The sequence below is a fragment of the Variovorax sp. 278MFTsu5.1 genome (genome assembly GCF_048305045.1).
GTDB classification, from domain to species: Bacteria; Pseudomonadota; Gammaproteobacteria; order Burkholderiales; family Burkholderiaceae_C; genus Variovorax; species Variovorax guangxiensis.
Window position 1 is genome coordinate 3,014,842 of record NZ_CP157622.1, and the last position, 16,271, is coordinate 3,031,112.

The window sequence follows — 16,271 nt, forward strand, 5'->3', positions numbered from 1 at the left end:
TGAACAAAATTTCAACGAAGGCCAGCACCATGCGTCTCATCTCCTGCACCGAAGAAGCCCACGCCGCCGCCATCCTGGCCATCCTCAACGAGGCCATCGTCACCTCCACCGCGCTGTACGACTACAAGCCTCGCACGCCCGAGAACATGGTCACGTGGTTCGCCACCAAGCGCGCCAACGGCTTCCCGGTTATCGGTGCCGAGGACGAGAGCGGCAAGCTGCTGGGCTTTGCGAGCTACGGCAGCTTCCGCGCCTTTCCCGCCTACAAGTACACGGTGGAGCACTCGGTCTATGTCGACAGCGCGTACCGCGGCAAGGGACTGGGCCGCACGCTGATGGAGGCGGTCATCGCCGAGGCGGTGGCGCGCGACGTGCACGTGATGGTCGGCGCCATCGACGCGGCCAACGCGGGCAGCATCGCGCTGCACCAGAGTCTGGGCTTCGAACACTCGGGCACGGTGCGCCAGGCGGGCTTCAAGTTCGGGCGCTGGCTCGACGTGGCCTTCTATCAGCGCATCCTCTCGACGCCGCTGAACCCCGTCGACGGTTAGGGCCTGTTCACACTATTTCCGGGGTCGCGAAGGGCAGCCAGGGCGGGCCAATCAAGGCGCGCGACGACGCGTGTGCATGCGCACACGCTAGGAGTGCAACGCCGAGTGGCCCGCCCTGGCTGCCCTTCCCGCAGGGTTGGTGCTCCAAGGGGCCGTCTGCGGCGTTGCCCGCGCTTGCAAGGCGCCAGCCTTGCTGCGCACGGGCGCCTTGCATCCAGCCCCTTGGAGCACCAACGCGACCCCGGAAATAGTGTGAACAGGCCCTAATTCAGCGCGAAGAAGCGCATCACCACCTCGGCCGGATGGCGCACGCCGGCTCCGGTGAACATGCGCTCGTTGATCCATTTCAGCGAAGCCGAGGCAGTTTCGAAGCGCGGGCTGCAGCGGAAGTACACCTGCGACGGGTCGACCGGCTCGCCGCGCAGCAGCCTGCCCATCACCTCGGGCGGGGCGCTGCGCATTGCGCTGTTGTGCACGTAGACCAGGTCGCCCGCATCGGTCTCCAGACCGTAGCGCGCGTCGAGTTCCGAGAGCGTGTCGCTCACGATCAGCTGGAAGTCGCTGCCGCCCGGCAGCACGCGCGCCCGCCACCCGTGGCCGATGGCTTCGCCGCCGATGATCGGCACCACGCGGCGCAATCCGCGCGGGCTGTTGCCCAGCACCTGTGGCACGCCCACCTCGATGCGCAGGTCGGCGAAATGCTCCAGCGTGGGGGCGGCGATGGAATCGAACGCGCTCATCAGGCTGCGGGCTTAGCGGTCTCGGCGCTGGCGCGGTCGAGCATCTCGATGGTGCCTGCGTCCAGCTTCAGCTGCGTCGCGACCACGAGTTCCTCGAGCTGCGCGACGGAGGTCGCGCTGGCAATGGGCGCCGTCACGCCCGGGCGCGCGATCTGCCACGCGATGGCGACCTGGCCCGGCTTGGCGTTGTACTGCTGGGCCACCTTGTCGAGCGCGTCGAGGATGCGCAGGCCGCGCTCGTTGAGGTACTTCTTCGTGGTGTTGGCACCGCGCGCGCTCTTGGCCGCATCGGCCTCGGTGCGGTACTTGCCGGTGAGGAAGCCGGCCGCCAGCGCGTAGAAGTTGATCACGCCCACTTCGCGCTTGATGCACAGCGGCTCCAACTCGTCCTCGAACACCGCGCGGTCGTACAGGTTGTACAGCGGCTGCAGGCTCTCGTAGCGGGCGATGCCCAGGCGCTCCGACACGTCGAGCGCCTCGGCCAGGCGCGGCGCCGTGTAGTTCGACGCGCCGATCGCGCGCACCTTGCCTTCCTTGATCAGTTTGTCGAAGGCGCCGAGCGTTTCTTCCAGCGGGGTGCTGGCGTCGTCGTCGTGCGACTGGTAGAGGTCGATGTAGTCCGTCTGCAGGCGCTTGAGCGAGGCCTCGACGGCTTCGCGGATGTATTTGGGCGCGAGGCCCACCTTGCCTTCGCCCATCGGCTTGCCGACCTTGGTGGCCAGAACCACGCGGTTGCGCTTGCCGCTTTGCCTGAGCCACTTGCCGATGATGGTCTCCGACTCGCCGCCGGTATGGCCCGGCACCCATGCCGAATACACGTCCGCGGTGTCGACGAAGTTGAAGCCGGCGTCCAGCCAGGCATCGAGCAGCTTGAACGAGGCCGCCTCGTCGACGGTCCAGCCGAACACGTTGCCGCCGAAGGCGAGCGGAGAAACCTGGAGGCCGGAGCGGCCGAGCGGGCGAAGTTGCGACATGTCGATGTGTTCCTGATGAAAGGGGAAGGAAGAACGGTCAGACGAAGCCCACGGCGCCCAGCACAGCCCCGGCGCCGAGCAGCCAGAGCAGATGGACGCGCGTGCGCCAGACGATAAGCGCGGCGGCGCCGGTGAGCAGCCACAGGTGCCACGCGGGCGCATCGCCGGCATGGTTTCCTGCCGCCAGCACCCAGCCGGTGGCGATCAGCAGCCCGACCACCACGGGCGCCATGCCCTGCTTGAAGGCGCGAACCTCGCGGCGCGTGCGATTGCGGTGGCCCCAGCGGGTGGCGAAGTAGGTGAGGGTGGTGCTCGGCAGCATGATGCCCAGCATCGTGACCAGCAGTCCGAAGAGGCCGAGCACCCAGGCGTGCGGCCCGGCGCCGATTCCGCCGCCCGCGTTGAGCCCCACGTTCCAGCCCATCAGCGCCACGAACAGCACGTTGGGTCCGGGGGCGGCCTGCGCGATGGCGACCGAGGAGCTGAACTGCGCATCGGTGAGCCAGCCGTGCTGCGTGACGAGGTAGCGGTGCATGTCGGGCACCGTGGTGATGGCGCCGCTGATCGACAGCAGCGACAGCAGCATGTACTGCCCGAGGAGGGCCAGCCAGTCGTGCCATTGCATCGCGATGGTCATGGGGCGATCCTCTTCCAGGTCCAGATGCAGGCCACGCCGCCGACCACCAGCAGCACCCAGCCCAGCGGAATCTTCAGCACCGCGATGGCCACGAACACCAGCGCCATGATGACCAGGCAGGTCGCGAAGCCCAGCGGGTGCTTGCGCAGCTGGGGCACCAGCTTGACGCCCGTGGCGGCGATGAGCCCGCCCGACACCGCCCCCATGCCCCGCAGCGCGGCCGCCACCTGCGGGTTGCCGGCGTAGTGCGCGTACAGCACGGCCAGCGCGAGGATCACCACCAGTGGAATGGTCAGCATGCCCGCCACCGCCGCCAGTGCGCCGCGCAGGCCGAAGTAGCGGTCGCCGATCATCAGCGCAAGATTGATCACGTTGGGCCCCGGCATCACCTGCGCCACGGCCCAGTCCTCGAGAAACTGCTCGGGCGTGAGCCATTTCTTCTTTTCGACCATCTCGCGCTGGACGATGGCGAGAACCCCGCCGAAGCCCTGCAGTGCGAGCCATGTGAACGAAACAAAAAGGTCGCGCGGCGACTGGGGATGGGCTGCGGGGGGAGACGGTTGCATGTCGAGCGATTATCGTAGGCGGGCATCCAGCTGCTTCAAGCGTTTCACGGAGGACATTCCAGCATGGTCACGCAAATGGTCACGCAATTGCGCGCGCTCTTCGATCTCTGCCGCCGGGCCTTCAATTCGTGGTCCAACGACTACGCTCCGAGTATGGGCGCGGCGCTGGCCTACTACACGGTGTTCTCGATCGCGCCGCTGCTCTTGATCGTGATCGCTGTGGCGGGCCTGGTCTTCGGGCAGGAGGCCGCGCGCGGCGAGATCTTCGCGCAGCTCTCGGGCCTGATGGGCGAGCAGGGCGCGGCCGCCGTGCAGGGCATGCTCAAGGCCGTGAACAAGCCGACCGAGGGCATCGTGGCCACGGTGGTCGGCATCGGGCTGCTGGTGGTCGGCGCCACCACGGTCTTCGGCGAACTGCAGGATGCGCTCGACCGAATCTGGCGCGCGCCGGCGCGCACCAACACCAAGGGGCTGTTCAACATGCTGCGCGTGCGGCTGCTGTCGTTCAGCATGATCATGGGCATCGGCTTCCTGCTCATGGTGTCGCTGGTGGCGAGCGCGGCGCTCGCGGCGCTGGGCAAGTGGTGGTCGCCGATGTTCGGCGCCTGGGAGACGACGGCGCAGGTCGTCAACTTCGTCTTCAGCTTCGCGATGGTGACGGTGATCTTCGCGATGATCTACAAGATCATGCCGCGCGTGAAGGTGCAGTGGCGCGACGTGTGGGTGGGCGCGGCGGTGACGGCGCTGCTGTTCACCGTGGGCAAGCACCTGATCGGCCTGTACATCGGCAAGAGCAGCGTGGCCTCTGGCTATGGCGCGGCGGGGTCGCTGGTGGTGGTGCTGGTGTGGGTGTACTACTCGGCGCAGATCTTCCTGCTGGGCGCGGAGTTCACCTGGGTCTATGCGCGCACCTATGGCTCGATGAAGGACATGAAGGACCTGCCCGAGCTGAACCCGTCCCCCACGCGCGAAGCGCCGCTGCCGCACAACGACGACTGACCGGCGCTGCCTTGCAGGCGGCTCAGCCTGCGAAGCCGCCTTCGTCCAGGAACTTCTGTTCTTCCGGGGTGCTGGCGCGCCCCAGCATCCTGTTGCGGTGCGGAAAGCGGCCGAAGCGCGCGACGATGTCGCGGTGCAGCACGGCGAAGCGCTGGGTGTTGTCGTCGAGCGCGGCGTTGAGCTCCACCGAGCGCTCCTGCTCGGCCAGCACTTCCGAGTGCATGAAGGGCAGGTAGAAGAAACGTTGCAGCACGGGCTCGCACTGGCGATCGAAGCCCGCCTCGATCGCGGCCTTGGCCACGGCCAGCGCCCGGCCATCGGTGGCCAGCATGTGCGGATTGCCGCGCCAGGCGTTGCGCGGGAACTGGTCGAGCAGCACCAGCAGGGCCAGCGCACCCTGGGCATCGGCCGCCCAGTGGTCGAGTTCGCCGCGGGCTGCGGCCTGGTGGGCTTCGGCGAAGCGGGAGATGAAGTCGGCGTCGAAGGCGTCGTCCTTGGCGAACCAGCGCTCGGGGCCGGCTTCGCTCCAGAAACCGACCACGTCGCGGGCCGAAGGGACTGCAGGGGCTGAAGAAGTCATCGACACATTCTCTTTCAGGTTGTGCACGCCGGGCCAAGTCGGGGCGATGGCCGACAGGAAAGGGCCCAGGGAGCTGCCTATGCTGTGGACGCTTTCACAACCAGGAGATCAAGCTCATGACCCAATATCGCTCTCTTTTGCGTGCGGCTCTCGTCGCCGGCGTTGCCAGCGCCGCGCTGGCCGGCTGCGGAATGATGTCGAAGTCGAACGTCGCGAGCTTCAGCGGTGCGATGAACGCGGCCAGCGAAGTCCCGCCGAACATGACGCGCGGCACCGGCATGGCCGAGGCCTGGCTCAACCGCGACACCAACGTGCTCAAGTACAAGATCACCTACTCCGGCCTGAGCGGCCCGGCCACCATGGCGCACTTCCACGGCCCGGCCGCGGCGGGCGCCAATGCCGGCGTGGTGCTGCCTTTCGCCAACCCGGCCAGCCCGATCGAGGGCCAGGCCACGCTCACGCCGGCACAGGCGGCCGACCTGTCGGCGGGCAAGTGGTACGCCAACATCCATACGGCCGCGAATCCGGGCGGCGAGATCCGCGGGCAGATGCTGCCGAAGATGTGAAATCGTTCCAGGGGCAACAACCCCTGGTCAGGTTTGTGTCTCGGGGGTGGTGTCAAATGAACGCATGACGACGACACCACCGAAGAAGAAAACCCGTGCCGCCTCCACCGCTTCCAGGAAGCCCCTCGACCCCTTCGCCTCGCGCCGCGAGGACATGCGCACCGCCCGCAAGGCGCTGGTGCTGCAGGGCGGGGGCGCGCTCGGCGCCTACCAGGCCGGCGTGTACGCGGCGCTCAGCGAGACCGAGCTGCAGCCGCACTGGATCGCGGGCGTCTCCATCGGCGCCATCAATGCAGCGCTGATCGCGGGCAACGCGCAGGAAAACAGGGTCGACCGGCTGCGCGAGTTCTGGCACCTCGTGTCTTCGGGGCCTTCGCAGCGACTGCCTTCGTGGCTGGGCGACCGGGCCACGCAGAACCAGTACAGCGCCACCATGGCCTCGCTGGTGGGCATTCCTGGCTTCTTCGAACCGCGCTATTCGCCAGCCTTCCTGATGGGCGGCGCCGCGCCGCTTCTGAGCTACTACGACACCTCGCCGCTGAGGTCCACGCTGGAGCGGCTCGTCGACTTCGACCGCATCAACGCCTGCGAGGCCCGCTTCAGCGTGGGCGCGGTGAATGTGCGCACCGGCAACTCGGTGTACTTCGACAACACGCGCCAGTGCATCGGGCCCGAGCACATCATGGCCAGCGGCGCGCTGCCGCCGGGCTTCGCGCCGGTGAGCATCGACGGCGACGACTACTGGGACGGCGGCATCGTCTCGAACACGCCGCTGCAGTACGTGCTCGACACGCACCCGCGCAACGAGCCGCTGGTGGTGCTGCAGGTCGACCTGTTCAACGCGCGCGGCGAGATGCCCCGCACAATGGCGGGCGTGCTGGAGCGGCAGAAGGACATCACCTACTCGAGCCGCACGCGCATGAACACCGACGCGCTGGCCGCCAACATGAACCTGCAGCAGGCGATCGCCGACCTGATTTCCAAGCTGCCCGCCAGCCTGCGCAACGACCCGAGCGTGCACGAGGTGCAGTCGCAGCTCACGCACGAGCCCATCGACATCTTCCACCTGATCTACCGCGACAAGCCCTACGAGCTGGAGTCGAAGGACTACGAGTTCTCGCGCGCCGCGGTGGAAGAGCACTGGGAGGCCGGCGCGCGCGACATGCGCGTGACGCTGGCGCACCCGGAGACGCTGCGCGCCGACGCCACGGTCAACGGCGTGACCACCTTCGACCTCGGCGAGCACGGCTCGGGGCGCGTCAAGCGGCCGGGGTTGTCGCGCTGACTTGTCGGGCCGAGTCGCGCGGCGATTCAGCCCCGGCTAAGAAACCAGCGCGAGACTGGGCCGTCATTTCACCGCTTCAGCTTCACCAGGAGGAAATGTTTGCATCATGAACATTGAAGACGTGCGACGAACGGCATTCGCGATGCCGCTGACCAGTCCGGCCTTTCCGCCAGGGCCTTACCGCTTCATCAGGCGCGAATTCCTGATCATCACGTACCGCACCGACATGGACGCCCTGCGCGCGGTGGTGCCCGAGCCGCTCGAAGTGGTCGAGCCGCTGGTCAAGTACGAATTCATCCGCATGCCCGATTCGACCGGCTTCGGCGACTACACCGAGTCGGGCCAGGTCATCCCGGTGCAGCTGCGCACCGCCAAGGGCGTGGAGAAGGGCGCGTACGTGCACGCGATGTACCTGAACGACCATCCGCCCATTGCCGGCGGGCGCGAGCTCTGGGGCTTTCCGAAGAAGCTCGCCTCGCCGGTGCTCGACTACGAGACCGACGTGGTGGTCGGCACGCTCGACTACGGCAAGGTGCGCGTGGCCAAGGCCACGATGGGCTTCAAGCACCGCACGCTCGACCCCGCGCCCATCCTGGCGGGCATCGCGCAGCCGAACTTCCTGCTGAAGATCATTCCGCACGTCGACGGCACGGCGCGCATCTGCGAGCTGGTGCGCTATCACATGGTCGACGTGACGCTGCACGGCGCGTGGGGCGGCCCCGGCTCGCTCGAACTGCATCCGCATGCGCTCGCGCCGGTTGCCGATCTGCCGGTGCGCAAGGTCGAATCGGCAGTGCACTACATCGCCGACATGACGCTCGCGCTTGGCACCGTCGAACACGATTACCTCGCCTGATTCTTGCTGGCGGCTTCAGGTCGCCGGCTTTCCAACCCCAACCCTCAAGGACATCACCATGCAACTCAAGGACAAGGTCGCCTACATCACCGGCTCGGCCAGCGGCATCGGCAAGGAAATCGCCATCCTGTTCGCGCAGGAAGGCGCCAAGATCATCATCGCCGACCTCAACAAGGAAGCGGCCGACGCCACCGCGGCCGAGCTCAAGGCCACTGGCGCGCAAGCCATCGGCGTGGGCGTGGACGTGACGAACGAAGACCAGGTCAACGCCTCGGTGGAAGAGGGCGCCGCGGCCTTCGGCGGCATCGACATCCTCATCAGCAACGCAGGCATCCAGATCGTGCATCCGGTGGAGGAGTTCAGCTTCGCCGACTGGAAGAAGATGCTGGCCATCCACCTCGACGGCGCCTTCCTCACCACCAAGGCGTGCCTGAAGCACATGTACGCACAGGGCCGCGGCGGCAGCGTGATCTACATGGGCTCGGTGCACTCCAAGGAGGCTTCGCTGCTGAAGGCGCCCTACGTGACGGCCAAGCACGGCCTCATCGGCCTGGCCAAGACGGTCGCGAAGGAAGGCGCCAAGCACGGCGTTCGCGCCAACGTGATCTGCCCGGGCTTCGTGCGCACGCCGCTCGTCGAGAAGCAGATTCCCGAACAGGCGAAGACGCTGGGCATCACCGAGCAGGAAGTCATCAAGAACGTGATGCTGAAGGAGACGGTCGACGGCGAGTTCACGACCACGGAAGACGTGGCGCGCGTGGCGCTGCTGTTCGCAGGGTTCCCGACGAATGCGCTGACCGGGCAGTCGCTGGTAGTGAGCCACGGCTGGTTCATGCAATAACTTTTGCTCGCCCCCAGGCTGCGCGCACTTCGTGTCGCTTCGCCAACCCCCTACCGGGGGCAACACCGGCGGCCCGGCAAAGCCGGTTCCGCGGTGTTCCTGGCACTACAGCTTCAGCTCCCAGGTCTCGCCCACCAGCGGCGTGCCGTATCCCTCATGCGGCTCGGAACCTGTGAGCTCGAAGCCGCGGCTGGCATAGATGCCGCGCGCGGCCAGCAGGCAGCTGTTGGTCCACAGCACCATCTTGCGGTAGCCCTTCAGGCGCGCGAAGGCGATGCACTCGTCCACCAGCTTGCCGCCCAGTCCGAGCCCGCGCGCGCCGGGCGTGAGGATGAGAAGCCGCAGTTGCGCCACCGTGGCCGACTTGCGCACCACGAAGATCGAGCCGACCCGCTCGCCATTGAGCTCGGCGATCCAGCAGCGCTCCCATTCGGGCTGGAACTTGAGCAGGAACTCGCCTGCGATGCTCGCCACGAGCGCCTCGAAGGTGCTGTTCCAGCCGTATTCACGTGCGTAGATTTCGCCGTGCTGCTGCACCACCCAGCCGATGTCGCCGGGGCCGGGGTCGCGCAGGACGGCAGCCTGTGGCTTCGCGGGCGGCGCCTCGGGGTCGAGCAGCGACTGCACCGTGCCCATGGCGTGCACCAGCTGCTGGCGCTGCGCAGGTGCGAGCGTGGCGAGCAGGGCGGCAGCCTCCTCGCGTGATTTCTGCTGCAGCGGCGCGAACGCGGCATGGCCCGCGTCGGTCAGGCGCAGCACGCTCTGGCGCGCGTCGCGCGGATGCGGCTCGCGCACCAGCCAGCCCTCGTTCTCGAAGCGGCGCAGGATGCGGCTGAGGTAGCCGGCGTCCAGCCCGAGGTCTCGCCCGATCTCGCTCGCGACGGGCATTTCGCGGTGCGCCAGCTCGTACAGCACGCGTACATCGGTCAGCGACATGGCGCTGCCAAGGTAGGGGTCCAAGGCGCCGATGCGGCGGGTGTAGAAGCGGTTGAACTGCCGGACCGCCTTGACGGCAGCGGTATCGATGGGCGGCGAAGATGTGGACATGGTTGCCATTGTCATTCAGTTATTTGACTTTGGCAATCAAATTGGCGGGGCATGAGTCCTTCGGGAAAGTCCGGTCACAGGTCACACGGGGCGACAGGCATGGTGGAAAACCCTAAAATCGAGGGTTGCCCACAACGGCGCTCCCGCGGCGCTGTCAACTCCCACCGATGAACGCCCCCGTCGACGTCTCCCTTTTCGCGCGTGCCGCCAAGCCGCTGACCAGCTACCGCAAGTACTGGGCGGCCCGTTTCGGCACGGCGAAGTTCCTGCCGACCTCGCGCAAGGAGATGGAAGCGCTCGGCTGGGACAGCTGCGACATCATCGTGGTCACGGGCGACGCCTACGTCGACCACCCCAGCTTCGGCATGGCAGTGATCGGCCGCATGCTGGAGGCGCAGGGCTTCCGCGTCGGCATCATCGCGCAGCCCGACTGGCAGAGTGCCGAGCCCTTCAAGGTGCTGGGCAAGCCGAACCTGTTCTTCGGCGTCACCGCCGGCAACATGGATTCGATGATCAACCGCTACACGGCCGACCGGAAGATCCGCAGCGACGATGCCTACACCCCCGGCGACGTCGGCGGCTCGCGCCCCGACCGCGCGGCCATCGTGTATTCGCAGCGCTGCAAGGAAGCCTGGAACGACGTGCCGATCATCCTCGGCGGCATCGAAGGCAGCCTGCGCCGCATCGCCCACTACGACTACTGGTCGGACAAGGTGCGCCGCTCCATCGTGGTCGACGCCAAGTGCGACCTGCTGCTGTACGGCAACGCCGAGCGCGCCATCGTCGAGATCGCGCACCGCCTGGCCGCCAGGGAGCCGGTGCAGCAGATCACCGACGTGCGCGGCACCGCCTTCGTGCGGCGCGAGACGCCCGAAGGCTGGTTCGAGATCGACTCCACCAGCGTCGACGAGCCCGGCCGCGTCGAGGCGCACGTCAACCCGTACCTGATGGTGTCCGACCAGGCCAAGGCCAACGGCGCCACCTGCGCGAAGGAAGACGAGGCCGAGGCGGTGGCGAAGGCCGCCGAAGCCGCCGGCTCGCCTGTCCTCGGCAGTGTGGTCAACCCCGCCATCAAGCCGCTGACCTTCGTGCCCAACCCTGCGCTGCAGGGCAAGGGCAAGACCAAGGTGCCGCCGCGCGAACGCTCGGTGATCCGCCTGCCGTCGTACGAGCAGGTGCGCGCAGACCCGGTGCTCTACGCCCACGCCAACCGCGTGCTGCACCTGGAGACCAACCCCGGCAACGCCCGCGCGCTGGTGCAGGCGCACGGCGAAGGCACCACGGCGCGCGACGTGTGGATCAACCCGCCGCCCATTCCGCTGACCACGGCCGAGATGGACCACGTGTTCGACCTGCCGTACGCGCGCAGCCCGCATCCGCGCTACGCCGACGAGAACGGCAGCCACGACGGCGCGACCAAGATCCCCGCATGGGAGATGATCCGCTTCAGCGTGAACATCATGCGCGGCTGCTTCGGCGGCTGCACCTTCTGCTCGATCACCGAGCACGAGGGCCGCATCATCCAGAGCCGCTCGGAAGACTCGATCATCAAGGAGGTCGAGGCCATCCGCGATTCGGTGAAGGGCTTCACCGGCACCATCTCCGACCTCGGCGGCCCCACGGCCAACATGTACCGCATCGGCTGCAAGTCGCCCGAGATCGAGGCCGCCTGCCGCAAGCCGAGCTGCGTGTACCCGGGCATCTGCCAGAACCTCAACACCAACCACGACCCGCTCATCAAGATCTACCGCCGGGCGCGCGCGCTCAGGGGCATCAAGAAGATCCTGATCGGTTCCGGCCTGCGCTACGACCTGGCCGTGCAGTCGCCCGAGTACGTGAAGGAGCTGGTGCAGCACCACGTCGGCGGCTATCTCAAGATCGCACCCGAGCACACCGAGCAGGGCCCGCTCACGAAGATGATGAAGCCCGGCATCGGCAGCTACGACAAGTTCAAGCAGATGTTCGAGAAGTACTCGGCCGAGGCGGGCAAGAAGCAGTACCTCATCCCGTACTTCATCGCCGCGCATCCGGGCACGAGCGACGAGGACATGATGAGCCTCGCGATCTGGCTCAAGAAGAACGGCTTCCGCGCCGACCAGGTGCAGACCTTCTACCCGAGCCCGATGGCCACGGCCACCGCGATGTACCACTCCAACCGCAACCCGCTGCGCAAGATCACGCGCGAGAGCGAGACGGTGGACATCGTGCGCGGCGACAAGCGCCGCCGCCTGCACAAGGCCTTCCTGCGCTACCACGACGCCAACAACTGGCCGCTGCTGCGCGAGGCGCTGAAGTCGATGGGCCGCGCCGACCTGATCGGCAACGGCAAGCACCACCTCATCCCAACCTGGCAGCCACTGACCGATGGCGGCTACACCAGCGCGCGGCGTAAGAATTCGACGAGCGCGCCGGCCGCCAAGTCGGCCCCCGTCAAGCTGGCGCCAGTGAAGCCCTCGAAGGGCCGCATCCTCACGCAGCACACCGGCCTGCCGCCGCGCGACAACGGCTCGGGCGCGGGTACGGCCGGGCGCAAGCCCGCGGGTCCGGTGCGCGGCAACATCCGCAAGCCGCGCTGAGCGGCGCCTACAGCGTCGGCACGAGCTTGCCGACCCAGGCTCCGACGGCCGCCATGTGCGCCAGCACGGTGGCCCAGTAGATGGCCATGAAATTCGTTTTGCTCACCTTGTGGCGGAACAGCCGCTGCGCGATCCACGCGCCCGGCCAGCCGCCGGCCAGCGATAGCAGGTGCAAGGTGTTCTCCGCAGTACGCCAGCGGCCCGCCTGAGCCGCGTTCTTGTCGAAGCCGTAGACGAAGAAGGTCAGCAGGCTGAGCAGCAGCAACACGCCGAGCGCGATCGGCGGGATTCGCCCGGTCCACACGCCGTAGCCGAGCAGCGCGGCGTACCCGGCGAGCAGCAGCGCCATCGGCAGCGAGGACGAGGCTGAACGGGGAGAGCGACGTTGCGGTTGCTGCTGCTGGCGTCGTTGCGGGCGCTGCTGCTGTGCTCCGGCTGCTCGGACCGCCACCGCGCGCGGCCCCTTGCCGCCCACATGGATCTCCTCGAAGTCCAGCCGCATGCCGACCTGCGGCGCGGTGCCACGTTCCGAGAAGTCGCGCAGGTGCACGAACACGTCGGCGGAGATTTCGGGACAGCGGATGAAGCCGAAGCCCCGGTCCTTCTCCCATCGAACGAGCGTGCCCTGGCGTTTCATCGCCGGGATTCTCGCCGCTATGCGTACTGCATCTCCCCGTTGCCGAAGGACCAGTTCTCCTTCGCCACCTCGACAAGGTTGATGAACACGTCCTCGCGCCGGATGCCCAGCTGGCCGTGCAGGTCGTCGGCCACGCGCCTGTAGAAGGCCTTCTTCATCTCGGTGGTGCGCCCCTGGTTCAGCGTGATCTGGATCAGCACGAAGCCCGGCGAATACGCCACGCCGAAGTAGCTCGCCGGATGCACCAGTTCGTGCGGGGCATGCCGCGTGATGACCTGGAACTTGTCGTGCTCCGGCACGTTGATGGTGTCCCGCATGGCCTGGTAGACGAGGTCCCCGATGGCCGGGCCCAGGGTTTCGGGGCTGTCGCTGGAAAGCTCGATCCGCACGAGTGGCATGTGCTGTTCCTTGAAAAAGTCTTGGACGCATAAGATACGCGACATGGTCCGCCATCTTTCTCCCCCGTCCGTCGTCTGCTGCTGAAGCGCGCCTCGCGCTCAGACCCAAGCGGTTGCCGCCAGCCCCGTGCCTCCTCGGCCGGCCGGCGGCTCGGATGGTCACGCCCGCTGCCTGAACCCCGGTCCTGAAGCGACCGGCCATGGCGGGGCGTCATGGAGAAAGAACTTTCATCAATGAACGCAAGAACGTCTGCCGCCCTGGCCTGGGGCGGCGTGCTGCTGGCTGGCGCCCTCTGGGGCGGTGGTGCGCTGGTGGCGCAATTCCTGATCGATGGCGGCATCGCGCCGCAGAGCCTGTCGCTGGCGCGCTTCGCCCTCGGGCTGCCGTTGCTGTGGTGGCTGCATTGGCGGGCGCCGGCGATGCCCGGTGCCGGCTGGGCCGATCTGAGCAGCCGGGAGCGATCGCAGATGCTCGCCACGGGCGCCGCAATGGCGCTCAACGTGAGCTGCTGGTTCGCCGGCATCGTGCACCTGGGGGCGGCGCTGCCAACCGTCATCTCGATCTGCTGCGCGCCGGTGATCGTCACGCTGGTGTCGGTGCTGCGCGGCTATGAGCGCCTCGGCCGCAGGCTGATCGCCGGCCTGCTGCTCGCGCTGGCCGGCGTGCTGCTGCTGGTGATGCCCGCCGGAGGATGGGGCCCGCTGGCCCCGGAGCATGCGGCCGGCGTCGCCTGGTCGCTGGGCTCGGCTTTCTGCTACGCGATGGTGGTGCTGGGCAACGCGCGCATGCCGGCGCGGGTGCCGGCCGTCACGGCCTCGGCCTGGGGGATGACGGCCGCGGCGCTCTGCATGCTGGCCGTGGCGCTGCCTTCGGGCATCACCTGGCCGTCCGGCGGCGCTCAATGGCTGGGCGTGGGCTACACGGGCGTGGTGACGACCTCCGTGGCCTACCTGGCCTTCGCCTGGGGCGCGCGGCGCCTGTCGCCGACGGCGGCGGTGGTCGGCACGCTGATCGAGCCGCTGGTGGCCGCCTTGCTGGCGGCGGCACTGTTCTCGCAGGCGATGACGCTGCGCCAGTGGGCCGGGGCCTTGCTGCTGGCCGGCGCGATGCTGCTGCTGGTGCGGCGCAGCAAGCCCGCGCAGTCCGACTGAAGGCGAGGGCGGGGCGGTCCGTTGTATGGTGTGGCCCCATGAGCAGCACCATGAGCACCGTGAGCAGTTCGCCCCACCCGCCGGCTCCATGGACACGCATCCTGGCTGCTGCGGCGCTGCTGCTTTTCGCGGCCTGCCCGATGCAGTCTTCGTTCGCGGCCCCGGCGGAGAACTCTTCCGCCCAGGCGCTGCGCGCCACCTACCAGCGCCTGAGCGACAAGCTGAACCGCAGCAGCTTCGGCCGGCCCGTGCAGCTCGATTCCATGGAGACGGCGGACGGCCTCCAGGGCGACGTCTACGCCGTCGTCGAGCATCCGCTCGCCGAGATCAGCACTGCACTCAAAGGCTCCGCGCATTGGTGCGAGGTGCTGACCCTGCACGTCAACAACCGGCGCTGCAGCGTCGCCAGCGGCCCTCAGGGAAGCGAGATGCTCACGCTCTATGTGGTGCGGCGCTACGACAAGCCTGTCGACCAGGCCTTCGAGCTGCCCTTCGTCTACCGGGTCAGCGGCAATTCGCCCGATCACCTGCTGGTGGAGCTTTCCGCCGAAAGCGGCCCGCTGGGCACCAGCAACTACCGCGTGACACTCGAGGCCGTGGCGCTCGACGAGCGCAAGAGCTTCCTGCACTTCAGCTACAGCTACGACCACAACACGATGGTGCGGCTGGGCACCATGGCCTATCTGGCGACCTTCGGCAGCGACAAGGTGGGCTTCACCGTGGTCGGCAAGACGCCCGAGGGCCAGCCCGACTACATCCGCGGCCTGCGCGGGCTGGTGGAGCGCAATGCGATGCGCTACTTCCTGACACTCGACGCCTACCTCTCGGCGCCGGGGCCGGACCAGGCCGAGCGCCGCCAGCGCCGCTGGTTCGCGGGTGCCGAGCAGTACCCGCGCCAGCTGCACGAGATCGATCTGGACACGTATCTCGCGCTCAAGCGCGAAGACCGGCAGCGCGACGGCGCCGCCCGCTGAGCCCGATCGGCCGGATCAGTCGGCCAGCGTGAGCAGCGGCACGTCGCGCTCGCGGCTCATGGCCTCGAGTTCGGCGCGCGTGCGCGTCAGCAGCCAGGCCGCCAGCGCCTCGCGCGTGGCCGGCGCCAGCATGTCGCGCGAGGCGATCTGCGCGGCCTCGCAGAGCCGGTCGGCGAAATGCGGCTCCAGCGCCGCCACCGCCACGCGGCCGTCGGCGCAGGGATAGACGCGGTAGCCCGCGTGCGCGCCGCCGACCGTGCCCGAAGGCTGCGTCAGGCCCCAGGTGCGCGGCAGGGCGAGCCAGTCGGCCGAGGCGTTCAGTGCCACCTCCAGGTACACGCCGCCCGCCTTTCGCGAGCGCAGCAGCATGGCCTTGAGCACCGCCTCGCTGGCGAGCAAGGCGCCGCCCATGTCGGCGTAGAGCGTGGGCGGCAGTTCGGTGCCGGTGACGAGGCCGCTTTCGGCGAGGTAGGTCAGGTCGTGGCCCGGCTCCTCGGCGCGCTCGCCCGGCGCGCCGACGATGGCCACCTGCGACAGCGAGGGATGGCGCGCCTGCAGCGCGGCCCAGTCGAGCTTCAGCTTGGCGAGCGCCGAGGGGCGGAACGAGGTGAGCAGCACGTCGGTGGAGGCAAGCTCGGCGTGCAGCAGCTGCTGGCCGGCCTCGGTCTTCAGGTCGAGGGTCCGGATCTCGATGCCCTCGTGCAGCGCGGCGTAGGCAGGGCGGTTGTAGAGCCCCATCGGATCGCCGCCCGGCGGCTCCAGCTTCAGGCAGGTGGCACCCATTCGGCGGCAGCGCAGCAGCGCGGCGGGCCCGGGCAGGTTCAGCGCGAGGCTGAGGACGCGAACGCCCTCCAGCGGTGCGAAGGCTTGATCGTCGGCGGGGCTCGGCATC

The 16,271-nt window shown here is 68.1% G+C and carries 18 protein-coding genes; 9 read left to right on the forward strand and 9 right to left on the reverse strand.

The window, feature by feature from the left end; all coding sequences use genetic code 11:
* The first annotated feature begins 29 nt into the window (after positions 1-29).
* Positions 30-551 (forward strand): GNAT family N-acetyltransferase, encoded by a 522-nt coding sequence (locus ABL844_RS13995; RefSeq protein ID WP_126018874.1) that lies wholly within the window; start codon positions 30-32, stop codon positions 549-551.
* 263 nt (positions 552-814) lie between these two features.
* On the opposite strand, the gene ABL844_RS14000 is transcribed toward ABL844_RS13995, so the two are convergent.
* From ABL844_RS14000 to ABL844_RS14015, 4 genes are read right to left on the reverse strand one after another with little or no spacing between them, the layout of a single operon-like run.
* Complete coding sequence (locus ABL844_RS14000) at positions 815-1,291, reverse strand: DUF3237 domain-containing protein (protein WP_418131651.1); 477 nt, start codon at positions 1,289-1,291, stop codon at positions 815-817.
* Positions 1,291-2,265, reverse strand: coding sequence for an aldo/keto reductase (locus ABL844_RS14005; protein WP_369658448.1), 975 nt, complete (start codon positions 2,263-2,265; stop codon positions 1,291-1,293). Before ABL844_RS14005 ends, ABL844_RS14000 begins: the two co-directional genes overlap by 1 nt.
* Positions 2,266-2,302: 37 nt before the next feature.
* Positions 2,303-2,902 carry a chromate transporter gene (locus tag ABL844_RS14010; protein WP_418131652.1) on the reverse strand — a complete coding sequence of 200 codons (600 nt, stop codon included), beginning with the start codon at positions 2,900-2,902 and terminating at the stop codon, positions 2,303-2,305.
* Positions 2,899-3,468: a chromate transporter gene (locus ABL844_RS14015; RefSeq protein WP_184638541.1), complete on the reverse strand. Its 570-nt coding sequence runs from the start codon at positions 3,466-3,468 to the stop codon at positions 2,899-2,901. Before ABL844_RS14015 ends, ABL844_RS14010 begins: the two co-directional genes overlap by 4 nt.
* 75 nt (positions 3,469-3,543) lie before the next feature.
* On the opposite strand from ABL844_RS14015, the gene ABL844_RS14020 reads away from it, so the two are divergent.
* Positions 3,544-4,467, forward strand: coding sequence for a YihY/virulence factor BrkB family protein (locus ABL844_RS14020; protein ID WP_126020367.1), 924 nt, complete (start codon positions 3,544-3,546; stop codon positions 4,465-4,467).
* A 22-nt stretch (positions 4,468-4,489) separates the two neighbouring features.
* Here ABL844_RS14020 and ABL844_RS14025 read toward each other — a convergent pair whose 3' ends face one another.
* The gene (locus ABL844_RS14025; protein ID WP_418131653.1) at positions 4,490-5,047 is read right to left on the reverse strand and encodes a DUF924 family protein; all 558 of its coding nucleotides are present in this window, start codon (positions 5,045-5,047) and stop codon (positions 4,490-4,492) included.
* Between the two features lie 116 nt (positions 5,048-5,163).
* Between ABL844_RS14025 and ABL844_RS14030 the strand changes: the two genes are divergently transcribed.
* From ABL844_RS14030 to ABL844_RS14045, 4 genes are all read left to right on the forward strand, one after another.
* Positions 5,164-5,613, forward strand: a complete 450-nt coding sequence (locus tag ABL844_RS14030) for a CHRD domain-containing protein (protein WP_126018886.1) — start codon at positions 5,164-5,166, stop codon at positions 5,611-5,613.
* A 64-nt stretch (positions 5,614-5,677) separates the two neighbouring features.
* Complete coding sequence (locus ABL844_RS14035) at positions 5,678-6,898, forward strand: patatin-like phospholipase family protein (protein ID WP_418131654.1); 1,221 nt, start codon at positions 5,678-5,680, stop codon at positions 6,896-6,898.
* Between the two features lie 106 nt (positions 6,899-7,004).
* Positions 7,005-7,754, forward strand: a complete 750-nt coding sequence (locus ABL844_RS14040; RefSeq protein ID WP_126018890.1) for an acetoacetate decarboxylase — start codon at positions 7,005-7,007, stop codon at positions 7,752-7,754.
* A gap of 58 nt (positions 7,755-7,812) precedes the next feature.
* A complete protein-coding gene (locus ABL844_RS14045; protein ID WP_019653083.1) occupies positions 7,813-8,595 on the forward strand; it encodes a 3-hydroxybutyrate dehydrogenase in 783 nt (260 codons plus the stop codon).
* Positions 8,596-8,700: 105 nt separating this feature from the next.
* On the opposite strand, the gene ABL844_RS14050 is transcribed toward ABL844_RS14045, so the two are convergent.
* The gene (locus ABL844_RS14050) at positions 8,701-9,642 is read right to left on the reverse strand and encodes a bifunctional helix-turn-helix transcriptional regulator/GNAT family N-acetyltransferase (protein ID WP_418131655.1); all 942 of its coding nucleotides are present in this window, start codon (positions 9,640-9,642) and stop codon (positions 8,701-8,703) included.
* A 167-nt stretch (positions 9,643-9,809) separates the two neighbouring features.
* On the opposite strand from ABL844_RS14050, the gene ABL844_RS14055 reads away from it, so the two are divergent.
* Positions 9,810-12,218, forward strand: a complete 2,409-nt coding sequence (locus ABL844_RS14055) for a YgiQ family radical SAM protein (protein ID WP_418131656.1) — start codon at positions 9,810-9,812, stop codon at positions 12,216-12,218.
* Between the two features lie 7 nt (positions 12,219-12,225).
* Here ABL844_RS14055 and ABL844_RS14060 read toward each other — a convergent pair whose 3' ends face one another.
* Both ABL844_RS14060 and ABL844_RS14065 read right to left on the reverse strand, forming a co-directional pair.
* The gene (locus ABL844_RS14060) at positions 12,226-12,855 is read right to left on the reverse strand and encodes a DUF1294 domain-containing protein (RefSeq protein ID WP_418131657.1); all 630 of its coding nucleotides are present in this window, start codon (positions 12,853-12,855) and stop codon (positions 12,226-12,228) included.
* A 17-nt stretch (positions 12,856-12,872) separates the two neighbouring features.
* Positions 12,873-13,253 carry a tautomerase family protein gene (locus ABL844_RS14065; RefSeq protein ID WP_418131658.1) on the reverse strand — a complete coding sequence of 127 codons (381 nt, stop codon included), beginning with the start codon at positions 13,251-13,253 and terminating at the stop codon, positions 12,873-12,875.
* Between the two features lie 234 nt (positions 13,254-13,487).
* Between ABL844_RS14065 and ABL844_RS14070 the strand changes: the two genes are divergently transcribed.
* Positions 13,488-14,405 carry a DMT family transporter gene (locus ABL844_RS14070; RefSeq protein ID WP_418131659.1) on the forward strand — a complete coding sequence of 306 codons (918 nt, stop codon included), beginning with the start codon at positions 13,488-13,490 and terminating at the stop codon, positions 14,403-14,405.
* Between the two features lie 38 nt (positions 14,406-14,443).
* Entirely contained in the window at positions 14,444-15,379 is a 936-nt protein-coding gene (locus ABL844_RS14075) for a hypothetical protein (protein ID WP_369658442.1), read from the forward strand.
* A 15-nt stretch (positions 15,380-15,394) separates the two neighbouring features.
* On the opposite strand, the gene ABL844_RS14080 is transcribed toward ABL844_RS14075, so the two are convergent.
* On the reverse strand, positions 15,395-16,270 hold the full coding sequence (locus tag ABL844_RS14080) for a CoA transferase (protein ID WP_418120172.1): 876 nt from the start codon (positions 16,268-16,270) through the stop codon (positions 15,395-15,397).
* Position 16,271: the final 1 nt, after the last annotated feature.